This window comes from Ancylobacter sp. WKF20 (genome assembly GCF_029760895.1).
Taxonomy (GTDB): Bacteria; Pseudomonadota; Alphaproteobacteria; order Rhizobiales; family Xanthobacteraceae; genus Ancylobacter.
Window position 1 is genome coordinate 1,132,776 of sequence record NZ_CP121679.1, and the last position, 13,615, is coordinate 1,146,390.

Annotated in this window: 14 protein-coding genes; 1 reads left to right on the forward strand and 13 read right to left on the reverse strand. The window is 68.2% G+C overall.

Annotated elements, in window-relative coordinates; translation table 11 throughout:
• Window positions 1-23: 23 nt before the first annotated feature.
• The gene (locus AncyloWKF20_RS05045) at window positions 24-164 is read left to right on the forward strand and encodes a hypothetical protein (RefSeq protein ID WP_279316805.1); all 141 of its coding nucleotides are present in this window, start codon (window positions 24-26) and stop codon (window positions 162-164) included.
• 6 nt (window positions 165-170) lie between these two features.
• Here AncyloWKF20_RS05045 and AncyloWKF20_RS05050 read toward each other — a convergent pair whose 3' ends face one another.
• The 13 genes from AncyloWKF20_RS05050 to AncyloWKF20_RS05110 form a co-directional block, all read right to left on the reverse strand.
• Window positions 171-3,527 carry a hypothetical protein gene (locus tag AncyloWKF20_RS05050; RefSeq protein ID WP_279316806.1) on the reverse strand — a complete coding sequence of 1,119 codons (3,357 nt, stop codon included), beginning with the start codon at window positions 3,525-3,527 and terminating at the stop codon, window positions 171-173.
• A 69-nt stretch (window positions 3,528-3,596) separates the two neighbouring features.
• Window positions 3,597-4,124 carry a DUF4376 domain-containing protein gene (locus AncyloWKF20_RS05055; protein ID WP_279316807.1) on the reverse strand — a complete coding sequence of 176 codons (528 nt, stop codon included), beginning with the start codon at window positions 4,122-4,124 and terminating at the stop codon, window positions 3,597-3,599.
• Between the two features lie 2 nt (window positions 4,125-4,126).
• Window positions 4,127-5,185 (reverse strand): hypothetical protein, encoded by a 1,059-nt coding sequence (locus AncyloWKF20_RS05060; RefSeq protein ID WP_279316808.1) that lies wholly within the window; start codon window positions 5,183-5,185, stop codon window positions 4,127-4,129.
• A gap of 34 nt (window positions 5,186-5,219) precedes the next feature.
• On the reverse strand, window positions 5,220-5,930 hold the full coding sequence (locus AncyloWKF20_RS05065) for a putative phage tail protein (RefSeq protein WP_279316809.1): 711 nt from the start codon (window positions 5,928-5,930) through the stop codon (window positions 5,220-5,222).
• A 24-nt stretch (window positions 5,931-5,954) separates the two neighbouring features.
• Complete coding sequence (locus AncyloWKF20_RS05070) at window positions 5,955-7,037, reverse strand: baseplate J/gp47 family protein (RefSeq protein WP_279316810.1); 1,083 nt, start codon at window positions 7,035-7,037, stop codon at window positions 5,955-5,957.
• A 1-nt stretch (window position 7,038) separates the two neighbouring features.
• Window positions 7,039-7,548 carry a phage GP46 family protein gene (locus AncyloWKF20_RS05075; RefSeq protein WP_279316811.1) on the reverse strand — a complete coding sequence of 170 codons (510 nt, stop codon included), beginning with the start codon at window positions 7,546-7,548 and terminating at the stop codon, window positions 7,039-7,041.
• Window positions 7,549-7,565: 17 nt separating this feature from the next.
• Complete coding sequence (locus AncyloWKF20_RS05080; RefSeq protein ID WP_279316812.1) at window positions 7,566-8,048, reverse strand: phage baseplate assembly protein; 483 nt, start codon at window positions 8,046-8,048, stop codon at window positions 7,566-7,568.
• Window positions 8,049-8,067: 19 nt separating this feature from the next.
• A complete protein-coding gene (locus tag AncyloWKF20_RS05085; protein ID WP_279316813.1) occupies window positions 8,068-9,117 on the reverse strand; it encodes a hypothetical protein in 1,050 nt (349 codons plus the stop codon).
• 15 nt (window positions 9,118-9,132) lie between these two features.
• A complete protein-coding gene (locus AncyloWKF20_RS05090; RefSeq protein WP_279316814.1) occupies window positions 9,133-9,714 on the reverse strand; it encodes a hypothetical protein in 582 nt (193 codons plus the stop codon).
• A 7-nt stretch (window positions 9,715-9,721) separates the two neighbouring features.
• A complete protein-coding gene (locus AncyloWKF20_RS05095; protein WP_279316815.1) occupies window positions 9,722-10,366 on the reverse strand; it encodes a DNA circularization N-terminal domain-containing protein in 645 nt (214 codons plus the stop codon).
• 9 nt (window positions 10,367-10,375) lie between these two features.
• Window positions 10,376-12,271, reverse strand: a complete 1,896-nt coding sequence (locus AncyloWKF20_RS05100) for a phage tail tape measure protein (protein ID WP_279316816.1) — start codon at window positions 12,269-12,271, stop codon at window positions 10,376-10,378.
• A gap of 113 nt (window positions 12,272-12,384) precedes the next feature.
• Entirely contained in the window at window positions 12,385-12,726 is a 342-nt protein-coding gene (locus AncyloWKF20_RS05105) for a phage tail assembly protein (protein WP_279316817.1), read from the reverse strand.
• Window positions 12,727-12,744: 18 nt separating this feature from the next.
• Window positions 12,745-13,611, reverse strand: a complete 867-nt coding sequence (locus AncyloWKF20_RS05110; RefSeq protein WP_279316818.1) for a hypothetical protein — start codon at window positions 13,609-13,611, stop codon at window positions 12,745-12,747.
• Window positions 13,612-13,615 lie beyond the last annotated feature (4 nt).

Sequence of the window (13,615 nt, forward strand, 5' to 3'; positions counted from 1 at the left end):
AGTTTCACGGGGAGGCCCGCGCGATGAGCGCCGAGCATTGGTGGATGGTGTTCTTCGCGGCGCTGGCGGCTGTCTTCGTCGTCGCGCTCAGGCTGCGCGCCCGGCGCTTTGAGCGCGAAAGGTGGCGCCCGCCGATGGACCCGGCGAACGACGATGAGGACTAGCCGCGATCAGTTTGCCAGCGCATGCAGCACAGGCCCGAGAAGGGCCTCGGCGTACTGGTGATAGCCACCACCGCCGGAGACCGGATGCACCTCGTCAGACAAGGCGCGCGTCTGCACCCCGGTGATCGTGTCGGTACTCCCGGCCGTGAAGGGGTAGAAGACCATGCCCGCCATGTGCGCCCAAGCCGGCGCGAGATAGACGCCCTCGCCCGTCCGGTTGTCGAAAAGCTCCAGCTTCTTACGGATGAGGATCGCCGTCTGGTTGATCCATTTCCAGAAACCGTCCTGCCGCCATCCGTTGGTCTCGCAGGCGACGACGATGCGACCGTTGGTGAAGGTGGCGCGAAAGTCGTTCACAATGAACGCCTGGCCGAGCGCCATGATGGTGGTATCCATCGCAGCCGTGCCGCTGGTCGCGCCGCCATCGTTCCGGCCGAGACCAAAGGTGACGATCAGCTTGTCAGTCGTTGGGATGCTCACCGACCCGTTGGCCGCCCATGTCGACCACGAGAAGATCGAATAGGTCGCCTTGACCGCACTGGCGGCAACGTCCGCTGCATAGCTGGTGCGCGCACCAGTGCCCGGTGCGTAGCTCAGTGCCGCGTCATCGTTCGCAAAGCACACATTGGGATTTGCTTCGAGGATCGCGAGGTCGGTGGGGTTGGCCACGGTGAGCGTGCGCAGGAAGGGGTTGGTGCCCGGTCGCGTCCTGCCGATATAGTCGGACGTGCTCCAGCCGGCCCGCCCTTCATGCTTGCCCGTGACCGTGCCGGCGCCATCGTCGAAGTCATTCGAGACGGTGCCATAGGTCTGCACCGTCAAGCCGAAGCCGGCCAGCCGCCAATAGAGCGCCTGTGCGATGTAGCGGCCCAGACTGTCCCCGAGGTGGGTCCATTTGATCGTGCCGGACGACGGCGCGGGCACGACGACCTTGTTGACCGTCCGCGCCCGCACGGTGTTGGGTGCGTCCGGGTCCACCTGCACAATCTCGAAGGTCGAGCCCGGCAGATCCGCCTCGTTGACGACCAGCCCATTGCGAATCTGCTGCGAATAGGGCGGCTTGGCCGTGTCGGATGCGCCGGCGCTGGTGAGCAAGTGCACGAAGCGGTCGCTGGGGTAGCGTCGCTGAACCAGCATGTTCGGCAGGTAGAAGCTGACATCGCGCCCCTGCACCATATAGGCCGTCGAGGGGTACAGGATCAGCCGGTCATCGACCGACCAATATTCGGGCTGCTCCCCCGTCACGCGCGCAATGAAGTCGAGCATCCGGGCCAAGGGTGAAGACGGCGCTGCGTCGTCCCACGAGCCGAGGATCAGCTCGTATTCGATGTCCAGATCGCCGACAGAGCTGGTGTCCCAGACCATGCGATTGGCGCCGTTGGCACCACAGGTGAGCGTGAACGCATGCCACTTGCCATCGGGCTGTAGCGTGACCTTATTGCCGGAGCCGGAGATCGAGCTATCCAGTTGCACCGCGATGCTGGCGAGGCTCGAACGGCGGATGCGATACAGAAAGGTCGCGGTGCTGCCGGCAGGAATGGACCGGATCGTCAGCAGCTTGTCGCTCGCGCTGGTCAGGGTGGCGGTGAACGCGCTGAGGGTCGCAGCCGCCACCGTCCAGCCGCCACCGGTCGTCATCAGGTTGGTGCTGAGAGACTGATTGGAAAGCGTGCCGATCTTGTCGGTCTCGTGGGAGAGGATTTCCCAGAGGCCCAGCAAGGTCGGAGTGATGGTCCCGCTTGCCGTCAAGTCAGCGATCGAGCCGGGGAACAGCACGTAGCGAAGACGCCCGGTCGAATAGGCAGAGGTAAACCCTATCTGGTTGGCCGCACGGGTGGTGACGGTGATCTCGGCGATGCGCGGCATGCCGTCGGTATTGAACACCAAATTGCTCGACGCGGACCCGGCCGCGTTGCGGTAGAGGTAGCAGCGGAAGTAGCCCCCTCCATTTATCACCGCGTCGTCGACGCGATAGATGATCGTGACCTTCGACCCGACCGCGCAGTCCTTCGTGAAGTTCTGAATGACGCTCTGCGCGCCGCCAGAGCCGTTTGAGAAGCTCAGATCTCCGATACCATTGGGCGTGAAATAGGACGAGGACGCGGCGGAAGCCGCCGCCAGATTAAGCGAGGTCAGCGCGGCCTTGTCGGCCGCTGGTGTCATCGCCTTGCCGGTATCCGTGCCGGCGACCCCTTCAGCGGACGAAGCGGTGCCGGTGACGTTGATGTCTCCATCACGCCGCCAAGCGCCAGCGGTGAGCGCATAGGCGCCGTACACGCCGGCATTGAGCGGCACAGTCACGTCGGTTTCGGGGCTTGCCGCCGTGCGTCCGGTGTGGGAGCCCGTGTCGGTGGCGCTGACCCGCGCCTGCTGCCCGATATAGGCCGGCACCAGTGTGGCAAGCTGCGCCCACGAAGCAGCCGACAGTGGCTGTGTGTCCTGAGCGACGGCGAGAGCGGCGGCGGCGGCCGTGGCGGCATTCTCCTCGGATGTGGCGGCAGCGGCCGCCGCCGGCACCACCTCATCGCGCAGGCCCTGCACGGCGGTTCGGTCAGCAGCCACAGCCTGGCGCGCGGTTTCCACCGCCTGCGCATCCCCCGCCACCTGCGCGGCCTGGGTGGCAACCGTTGCCGCCGCTCCGGTCGCCGATTCCGCCGCCGTGATCGAGGCCGACGCCGCGCCATTGGCAATCTGCGCCGAGGCGAGCGAGGCATTGGCCTCGGACGTGGCCTGCGCGGCCGCTTGGGTGGTCGTCTGCACCGCGTTTTGCACGGCGGAGAGCGCCTCGGCGGCCGCCGCCAGAGCGGCCTGCGCTGCGTCTACCGTCGCGAAACGCGTGGCATCCGCCGCCGCAGATACCCACCCGGCGGCGCCGAGATAGGCGCCGATTCCGGGCTTCGGCCCGCCGCCGCCCGTCCAGTCGGCGACGCGCAAGACGACGCCATCCTCCAGCGTCTCCGCGGCCAGCAGCGGCGACCAGCCGTCACGGCCCGGCGTCTGGATGCGGACCTCGGCCGCCTCGCGGAACTGCCCGATATCGAGCACCTCGATCTGCCCGCCGCCAATGGTCTCGCGCACGTCGCCAGACACGCGCTGCACCTCGAAATCCGAGAGCAGGCCGAGCGGCAGCGGGTCGACGATGGCGCGCCGCACCGTCCAGCGCAGTACGCGGTCGCTCTCGATCACCAGATCGGCACTCTCGGTGGTCAGCACCGCGTCCGTCGCGGCGTAGCGCACGCGCAGGCGCAACTCCACCGTCCAGCCGGTGAGGCTGATGCCGACCGGGAACACGATGCGCTGCGTCGCCTTGTCCGCCCGGCGATAGAGCGTGATCAGGGTCTGGATGGTGTCGAGGCTGGTCACGCGGGGCTCTCCAGAAACACGAAAGCCGCCCATCGGGCGGCTGGTTGGATGGGCGGGCGGGGGGCGGCGCTAGCCGGGCCAGTCGGCTGCGTCGATCTCGCTGATGGTGGTGATGGTGCCGGCCTCGATCGCCGCGCGCACGGTGGCATAAGTGGCAAATGCCGCACTGACATGGGCCTGCACCGCGTCGCTGATCACGACCATGGCTGCCGCATCGACGGGATAGCTGCCACCATCGGCACCATCCCAAACGGTGGACCAGAGAGGGTCGGCCATCGCCGCGAGGCGGGAGCCCGTGATCATGAGCTTGGCTCGGTCATCCGTCTCCACCGGCACACCCGCGGCGACGATGCCACCGTTCTCGACCCGCCAGCGCTTATCGGCGGCGTAAGCCAGCAGCCAAGAGGTATCCGGCACGGCGGTTACAGGCGGCGCGAACGTGCCTGCGGTGTACTCCCAACCGACCGCGACCTCGTCGGCACACGTCACCAGTTCGGCGACCAGGTCGGGATGGAAAGCATCCGCGAGAGCGATGCCCTCGGGAAGGGTGATGATCTCGATGACGGCCGCGCAGTCCAGGCGTGCATAGCGTGCCATTGTCAGTACCTCACGATCACGCCGCCGCGCTCGGCGTCTGCGGCATTGGGGCCAACGTCCGAGTACCAGAGGCCGCCGCCGCCGCCCGGCCAAGTCGCCTGCACGCTGACGCGGTTGCCTCCCTTGCCGCCATGCGGGCCGGCCGCATCGCCGCCGAAGCCATTGACGCGCGGCAGGTTGCCGCTCCCGTCGTAGCCGGAACCGCCTCTCAGGTTGATCTGGCCGCCCGTCCCGATGCCGCCGGTGCCGGACGCGCCCGCACTCGTGCCTCCACCGCCGCCCGTCGCGGACATGACGGAGCCGAAAGAGGATGTGCCGCCGCCCGTGCCGCTGCCGGTGCCCGACGTCACGCCGGCCGCTCCCACCGTAATTGCGATCACGTCGCCCGGCGAAACGGAAACACTGCCCCCGGCATAGCCACCGCCGCCGCCGCCCTCGCCATGAGCGGTCGAAAAGCCGGCATCCTGCGTGCCGGCGCCGCCGCCCGCACCATAGACCTCGACCCAATCGAGCCACTGGACGCCGATCGGCACCGTCCAGTTTGTCGTGCCAACCGTGTCGAAGATGAGGATCCGCTCGCCGCGCTTGATGCCGCCGGCGAGCAGGATGAAATCCGTGCCCGTGCCCATCACCTCAATGATGCCCGGGACATAGGCTTTCGCGGCCAGCGGCTCTCCGCCCGGATGGCGGATAGCGCCGGCGAAGCCGTTCACGGTGAGGGTGACCGCGCCCGTGTTGCTGGCGCTGACCAGCACGCGCAGCGGCACGCCGGTCAGAGCGGCCATGTCGGCTGGCGCGGGGTCGAGCGTCACCGTGAGCGCATTCGCCGAGCCGCCCGCGACGGCGTAATTGAGCCGCTGCGAGCGCACCGCCGTCGCCACCTGCGTGGTGTCGCTGTCCGATTCGGCGAGGCCGCTCGCCGTCGTCAGCTTCGCGAGTTCGCGCTGCAGCGTCTCGATCGCCTTCGCCGGCACCTTCGAGCCGACGACGGCGCCCGGCGTGTTGCGGTCGACATAGGGCGCATTCGGGTCGCTCGACCCGAACGGAGCATAGTATTTCATGGATGCCTCGGGAGGTTGTCGGCGGCGCCGCCGCTCACTCTTCGACCACGTAAACCGGCTGGGTCCAGCCGGGGTAAAGCTGCCGGAAAAGGCATTGCAGCCGCTCGATATCGGCGATCTGGAACAGCGGATCGAAGCCGCATTCGCTCTCGCCGCAGATGAAGTAATCGACCGCCAGTCCGTAGACGTGGACGATCCAGTAGACCTCCTGCAGCGGGTCGCCGGTCGTGTGCTCGCCGCCGCATTCCGAGAAGCCGCACTCGAAAATGTCGGGCTCCTCGATCGCGATCTCGAAGCCGCGGTCATAGGCGAGGCGCACGAAGTCCTGCGGCGTGATCACCGCATTGCCGCGCACCCGCGCCTGCACCGTGGCCTTGCGACCGGCCGTGCTCTGGTCCGCCGCCGTGCAGGCGTCCGGCAGGCCGTAATCCGCCTCCCAGGCCGGCAGACTGGCGTCCATCGTGGTTGCCGTGCTCTCCAGCACCAGCGACCAGCCGCGCACGCAGAGGTCGCGGAAGGGCGCCACCAGAACGCGGGTGAAGCGGGCGAGCACCGTGTCGGTGCCGGCCGCCATCCCGTCCGGTGTGCCCCACACCGGGCCGCGCGGCCAAAGCGCCAGCCCGGCGGGGAGCAGATCCTCAACGCTGGGGTTTGAGAGCGCATCGCCCGGGACCGGCGGTAGCGTGTCGCCGCCCGGGGTGACCGGCTCATAATAAGTCCAGGTGTTCAGCCCGGGATCACGCATCACTTGCCTCCCGCATGGCTTGCCTCAGGCATAGTTGATGGTCCCGAGCACGGGGTAGCTGGCGGTGAAGACGAGGTCGGACGCCGGCACGCTTAAGGTGTGGCTGTCCTCACCCGTCGCGGTCGAGATCGCCTCGGAGATCCAGGAGCGGTAGAGCGTGAAGGGGTCCGCCACCACGCCCGGCCGCGCCCGCTCGAAGAACATGGCAGCGAGATTAGCGGCGATGGCCGCGCGCACATCGTCCGTGTCGACCGCGAGGTCGGTGATGGTGATGTCCACCGGCTCGGCCGTCGGCGCGGCGACCACGTCGCCATCCACGCGGATCAGCCGGCGCGCGTCGATATAGGCCTGCACCACCGCGACATCCGCTTCGGTGGGGATGAGGTTCGGCCGGCCCCGGAACAGGAAGAAGACGATGATCGAGCCGACCCCGCCGGTGAAGGCATAGGCCCAGGCCTTCAGCACGCCAGGCACCTCAAGCGCCATGGCCTCATAGTCGGGCAGGGCGCCACCCTGCGGCGGGCGCCCCTTGCGCGCCAGGATGCGGGCGCGGAAGTCCTCGATATCCTCGACATCGGCGCCGCCGCCCAGCCCGTCGCTGGAAACCGCCGCCGTGTCGGACAGGGTGGGGTACAGCGCCGGGTCGGCCAGCGTCAGGCTGGCTCCGCCGTCGCGGTTGGTCACCGCGCCTGTCGCCTCGGCCTGCACGGTAACTGAGAAGCTCCCGTCGCCCGCCGCCGTGAAGGCGGCCATGGTCACATAGGTCTGCCCGGCGGAGAGGTAGCGCACCCCCGCGGGATAGGTCATACCGGCCTGGCCGGTGCCGGTGATCACCCCGCTCGCGGCGGCGGCCGCCTTGAGATAGACCCGCACATCCGCGCCATGGATGCGCAGAATGGCGAGATCGGTCGCCGTGCGGGTGAAGATCTGGCGGGAGATGTAGACCAGCCGCAGCTCGAAGGCCCGGCCGAGCAGAGCCAGCACCTTGGCCGTAACGGCCGCGAAATTCTGCTGAATCCAGGCGTCCGCCCCCGACAGATATTCCCGGAAATAGCCCCGCGCCCGCGCGCCGAGCTCGTCCAGGCCGCGCGCTTCGAACCACGCCATCTCATCCCCTCGCGTCGATCTGGTCCCACAGCACGGCGAAGCGCCGCTGATAGGTGGCCGTGCCATCGCGGCCGAACAGCCGCACCTCAAGGTCGAGCCGGTTGTCGGCTGGCCGCCGCTCGACGGTCACCTCCACCCGCACGCACACGCCCTGATCGATCAGCGTCTGCAGCGCCTCCCTGGCGTAATCCTCGGCCTCGGTGTCGATATCCTCGGTGAGCGCCCGCCGCCGCAGCAGCCAGAGCTTGGAGCCGAGGGCCGCCTCGCCCCGCTGCCGATCAAAGCCGTCGCCCGGCCAGCCCCGGTTGCTCTCGCCCTCGGGCAACTCGCTGGCATCGACCCGGCGGTCGGTCATCAGGCAGATCAGCACCGCGGTCTCGATTGCCGCGCCGCTTTGCAGGTCGGCGGTGCTCGCATTGAGGGCGAGATCGCCGATGAAGCCGAGCGGGTTCCAGATCAGATCGGGAATCCGCACAGGCTCCTGCGCCTGCGTGATCGGCACGATGCGCATGGCGGGCCTCGTTGGGGTTAGATGGACGGATCGGGGTCTGCGCCGGGGATGATCGGGCGGGAGGACAGCAACTGCCCGTCCAGCACCGCGATCCAGTCGGCGCCGAGGCGCAGCTTGATCAGGTTGTCCCGTGCCACCACGCGGGCATCGCCGGCTTCCATCCACACCTCCTGTGCGTGGACGACGCGAATCTTCGCCTCGACGATGGAGACGATGTTGCCGAGATGGTCATAGATCGCCGTGCCGCCCGGCGGCAGTTCGGGCACGAGCGCGGGCTTGGCGCCGCCCATGGCGTAAAGGCTGTCGCGATTACCGCGGGAGGCCAGCACGGTGGCGATTCCGCCGGCCACCGGGTGCGACGTGAAGCCGTGCGGCTCCACCCGATGCACCCGTGGCAACCGCTCGCCGGCATAGCCCGTGCCGGAAAGGAACTGCTGGCCCTTCCGGTAGAAAACGCCGCCATCGAGATCCACGCGCGTCACATTGGCATCGGACGCCATGGCTAGCCCTCCCGGCCGATCAGTCTTCGCGAAACGTCGGCTCGTCCTCGGGTGCGTCCCAGCCCTCGGCGCTCTCGCCGCGCGGATTGTCGCCGCCCAGCGCGCGCGGGTCTTTCACGGTCAGCACCGCCTCGGTGCCTCCGCCATTGGCGTCCTGCGTCAGGCTCACCGAGGCGATGATCATGTCTTGGCTTAGGCCGATCCACGCATCGCGCACCGGCACGAGAAAGTTCGGCGACCAGACGGTCCCGCCGGCATCGCGAAGTCCCGGCACGGTGATACTGGCCGTCTTTGCCCGCCCGGCGGCGCGCCTTGCCTCCCAGCCCGCCCGCTTCTTGGCGCGGTCGGAGGTCAGCTCACCCTCGTGATAGATGATCAGCGTGCGCTTGCGGTCGGCCGTGCCGCGCGCTTCCGCCTCCGGCCGCGTCGCCGCGCCCGTGACGCCGACGGAAGACTGCCCGCGCACCTTCACCTCGGAATAGTTGAACCGGCCGGACAGCGTGCTGCTGGCGCGCTTGATGTTCACGCCGAGTACCAGGCCGCCCTGGTGCCGCCCCTCCGGCCCTTCGATGATCTTCAGCCGCCCCTGCGGCGTGTCATAGATCAGCGCCCCGGCCGCCCGCGCATCCCGCTCCAGCGTCGAGAAGAGCGTCTCGCCGGGCACGATCTGGTGAAGGGCCTTCTTCGCCGTGTCGATCATGACATCAACGCCGATGCCCGCCGTGTCGAAGGCGCCGGCGATGTCCTTCAGCGTGCAGTCCTCGAGAAAACCCTCGGGATGGTCGATGGAGCACTCGGTCGCGTCGACCGTCCGGGAGGCGACCGCCACCGCATACATCCGGGTGCTGTCGTCATGCGAGGCGTTCACGTCGCGCACATAGCCGGTGAGCCAGAGCGCGCCGTTGATCTCGACCGTGCAGGCCTCATCCTCGCGACAGGGCAGGCCCGGCCCGTTCCATGCCACGTCGAAGCTGCCCGCGCGCACCGCCTGCTCGGCGTCCGCATCCAGCTTGCAGCTCACATGCGGCATCGGTCGCCCGCCAACGGTGAGCGTGATGATGTCCAGCATGGCGGCTCACTCAGATCAGGGCGCGAGGGCCTCAAGGATCACCGGCATCAACATCGCCGTGCCGGTGTTGTTGCGCTCGACCAGTTCCGCGTCGCGGCTGGGGTCGCCGTAAAGGTCCCAGGCCAGCAGCTGCGCAGGGAGGGAGACGCCGGTCTCCACCCGCACCAGCGGTGCCCGCGTGGCGGCAATCTGCGACAGCTGCAGCATGGCTTCGCCGACCAGATTGGACAGCCAGCCATAGAGCACATGCCCAAACGCATCGCCGGCCGTTTCCACCACCGGGCCTGCCCGGTTCGAGAGAGCGGTGCGCGCCCGCACCGCGTCCGGCCGCGCGGCATAATCGACCCGCAGCGTGGCGAAGCACGCCACGACCAGCACGCCCACCTGCGCCAGCGTGCTGGTGTCGGTCACATCGTCCAGCGTCGCCAGCAGCTCCGCGCCATCATCCGCCGCTTCGCCGAGCAGCCGGCAGGCCTCAAGATAGGCCGTGCCGCCCGCCTCGCCACCGGTCGCCATCTTCGCCACCAGCTTGGCGGCGGAGACCCGGCCGGCCTTGTCGGCGATGAATCGGTCGAGCAGATCGGTCAGCCAGTCCATCCTGCCCTCACACGCTGATCGAGGCGCTCACGCCAGCAAGGCTGGCGGACACGCCGGCGGAGATGGAAAGCCCCGCGGCGCCGAGCCCGACCGAGAAGGTCGACCGCAGCGCCGCCACGCCGGTAATGCCCGCCAGCGCGTTGACGCCGATGCCGGCGGAGAGGCCTCCAAGCGACAGGCCGCCACCCAGCGACACCCCGCCACTCAACGAGAGCCCGCCGCCGCTGAACCCGACGGAGATGCCGGCGCCGCTGACGCTGCCGGTAATGCCCCCGCCGGCAGCGCCGCCCGAGGCCTCCACGAAAAGGAGGTCATAGGCCACATAGCCCGCCTGGTCCCGCGTGCGGCTGCGCCGGCAACTCACGCAATGAGCCAGCGCCGCCGGGTCCATGGGCAGGGTCAGAAGCGAGGGGCCGGGGGCGGAGCAGGCCGCCTCCAACGCCCAGCCCTCCGCATCGGCGCTGTCGCTGGCGACATAGGCCCTCACGCGGTACTCGGTCGCGACGCGCCCGAGATCCTCGGTGACCGGTGCCTCGCCGGCGGCGATGTTGTGAACCGCCACCCGGCGCCCGCGCTCGGGGCCATCTTCCTCCACCCAGAACCGCACCCCGCGAAACGAGGCGCGCCGCAGGGCTTTCTGCCAGTTGCGCATTCCCGTTCCTCAGTTGGCGCCGGGCAGCCCGGCATTCGGCATGGACTGCCCGGTATTGGCGTTGATCGCCGGGCGGGGCGTGAAGTTCGGCACGTTGATCCGCGCCGACGATATCGCCTGCGCCGCCTGCCGCCCGCCTTCGGCGATTGCATCGCGGATGGCGTCGGCTGAGCCCTGAATGGACGTGGGATCGACGATCAGCGGCGGCACGTCGGGCACTTCCAGCACCGGCAGCGTCGTTGCTCCGGGGCCGCCCGGTAAAGTCGGGACGTCAGCCCCCGCACCTCCAGCGCCCGGAACCGGCGGCGGCGCCGCCCCCGTGGCCGCAGCACGCAGTTCCTCGCTCCACCAATTCATCCACGAATGGACATCCTCGAAAGCCGAGACTACGCGGTCGGCCACGCCGCCCTTGTCGAGCGTGATGGCGCCACCGAGATAGCTGCGAGAGATCTCTTTCGGCGGCGCCGCACTCCCGTCACCGGGAGCCCCCGCGGGTGTGTCGCCGAGCGGGTTCAGGATGAAGCGCACGCCCTTTTCAATCGACGGGATGGCACCCGCGATCTCATTCACAATCTTCGCCAGATCCCGGAAGCCAGAGGCGATCAGCGACTGGCTCGAATCGACCCCGAGCAGTTCGCCCACCGACTTCGACAGGCTGGCCAGCGACTTCTGCGCCTCGTCGATCTCCTTGACGTCGATCATCTCCGGGAACTTGGCGAATTCCTCGCTGATCTCGCGCACCGTGTCGCGCGCGGCGGTGAGCGACGATTCCAGCGCAGGCATCGAAAGCGTGCCGAGGTCGATGGCGAGTTTCGAGACTTGGTTCTTGAAGAGCTGCCAGCGCGACGACAGGGCGTCGAGCTTCATCTGGTAGGACTTATCGAGCGAGCCGAACCAGTCCGTGCTCGCGGCGATCTGGAGATTGCGATCCAACTCCTCCAGGCCGTCAACCAGGCGCATCACCTCATCAGTCCACTCCATGCCGAAGATGGAGCCGGTGATCCGCGCGCGGCGGAACTTGTCCATCTTGGAGAGCTTCTCGAGGAACTTGCGCAGCGCCCCCTGCGGGTCGGAACTCAGCTCCTTCTTGAACTGCTTGACGTTGCCGACGACCTCCTGAAGCGCCCCATAACCCTTTTTCCCGAGGTTCTCCGGAGCGATGAGCTTGGAGGTGAGCGCACTCATCATGCGCGCACTGGTCTCCGGCGCCATCTTCAGGTTCAGCAGCGTCGAACCATAGGCCGCCGCTTCCTTGGCGTTGAGGCCGAAATTCTTAAGGCCGGCTCCGGCATTGTCGAGGAACTTGATTATGTCGCTTTCATCACTGATGCCGCTGTCGGCCAGCGAGTTGATCAGGTCGAAATAGCGCTCCATCTCGGCCATGGGGATGCCGAGGCCGACCTTGAACCCCGCCGCCGCGTTGCCGACCTCCTCCGCCGCCATCCCGAAGGCATCGGCCGCCTTCGCACCGAGCTTGGCGAATTCACGCCATTCCTCCATCGGCAGTCCTGCCGCCGCCGCCCGCTCATAGGCTGCGAGGATTTCTTCCAGCGGCACCGCAACCTCGCCGCTGGTCGCAAGCGCCTTGGCTTCCTGGCCGACCTTCTGCATCTGCTCGGCGGTCAGCCCGCCCTTCTTGGCGATCTCGATCAGCGCGTCCTGATACGAGGTGAGGGTGGTGAGGCCCTCACGCGTGCCGCTCGCCGCCGCCAGCCCGCCGAGAATGGCGCCGCCGCCCATGATCAGCCCGCCGCCGCCCCGGTTCAGGGCAGCCATCTGGCGCTCCTTCCGGTTCAGTTGATGGAGCAGGCGCTCCTGACGATGGATCCGCTGTTCGATGGCCGCGAAGGCCCGCGCGGTGCGATCCTCCGCCGTGATCCTGAGTGTAGATTTGACGATGCCCATCCGTTCCCCCGCTCGCCTGGGTCATCATCCCGGCTATGTTCTGGCGCGCCGCGCTCTCTCGTCCTGATGCCAGCGCACGGCCCGGTCGAACCAGTCCGCGATCTCGCCGAGCGTCAGCCCGTCGATGTAGGCGGGGCTCCAGTGGAGTCGGAAGACGAGTTCGGAGACCGCGCGATCGACCGGCGGGCTTTGGAAAAAAAACCGAGGATATGGTCCTCAAGTGCCATCGTGTCGGCAAGGTCGAGCGCCGCCAGCGCGCCGGGCGCGGGGCTGGTCACCAGCCGGTCGACATAGGCGAAGATGGCCTCGCGATCGCGCAGCAGAATGCCGCGCTGCAGGTCATAGACCGGGCCAATTTGGCGATAGTCGGCGAACCGGGGGTCGCGCAGCTCAATGGCCGAAAAGGTCTGCTCCCCGACCGTGTAGCTTTTCGACAGGGTCAGCTTTTCCATCATGTGTCCTGATGTCGTCGGTTACGGTGTGGCCAGTTCGATCTGCGGCACCGGCAGCGGCGCGAGGTCGTAGCGAAAGCCGAGAAAGCGCGGGAAGCGGGGGCGCCCCTGCGCGCCCACACCCTCGAAGCGGAACGTCACCGTCCGCCCGAGCAGCGGGCCGGTCCACAGCCGGCGGCGGTGCCAATCCGAAAAGCCGCTGCCGAGACCGAACGTCACGTCGCGCCAGCGGCAGATCAGGGCGCCGAGGCTGCGATGATCCTCGCGCTCCGGCACCACGCCCACCACCACGGCCTCATCATCCGCCGCGCCCTTCATCTTGAGCATGAAGCCCTCGCGGGTTGAGGAGCGGCCGGCCTTGTAGATGCCCGTCGGTGCCCGCAGCATCAGCCCTTCCCAGCACTCGTCGCCCACCCACTCGGCCCAGAGCTGGCGCACCTGCTGCACCGACGTCGCCCGCACCTGCGGCACCAGCCGCACCAGGCCGGAGGGCTCGGCCGCCACCAGCGCCTCGGCCTCGCGCAGCCGCTCGGTGAACGGCGCCGATGGCGAGCGGAAGCAGTCGAACACGTTGAAGGTGAAGTCGGTTTCCAGATCGGCCGTCGCCACCTTCGCCTGCACCATGTCAAAAGGGTCGCGCAACCCGTTGGTGAAAGTGAGGATTTCCCCATCCAGCCCCGTCGGCACATGCGCCAGCGCGCGGGCGATGTGCTGGTTGCGCACCGGGTTCAGGTTGCGGGTGCAGATCGTGTCGAGCACGCCCGTCATGCCGCGCACCCCGTCGAGCTTGGGCGAGACGAAGGCAGGCAGGGCCAGCGCGTCGATATCGGCCTTGCCGGCCTCCATCGGGCGGAAGCTGGCAGGCGACGGGGAGGCGAGGTCGCTCATGCCG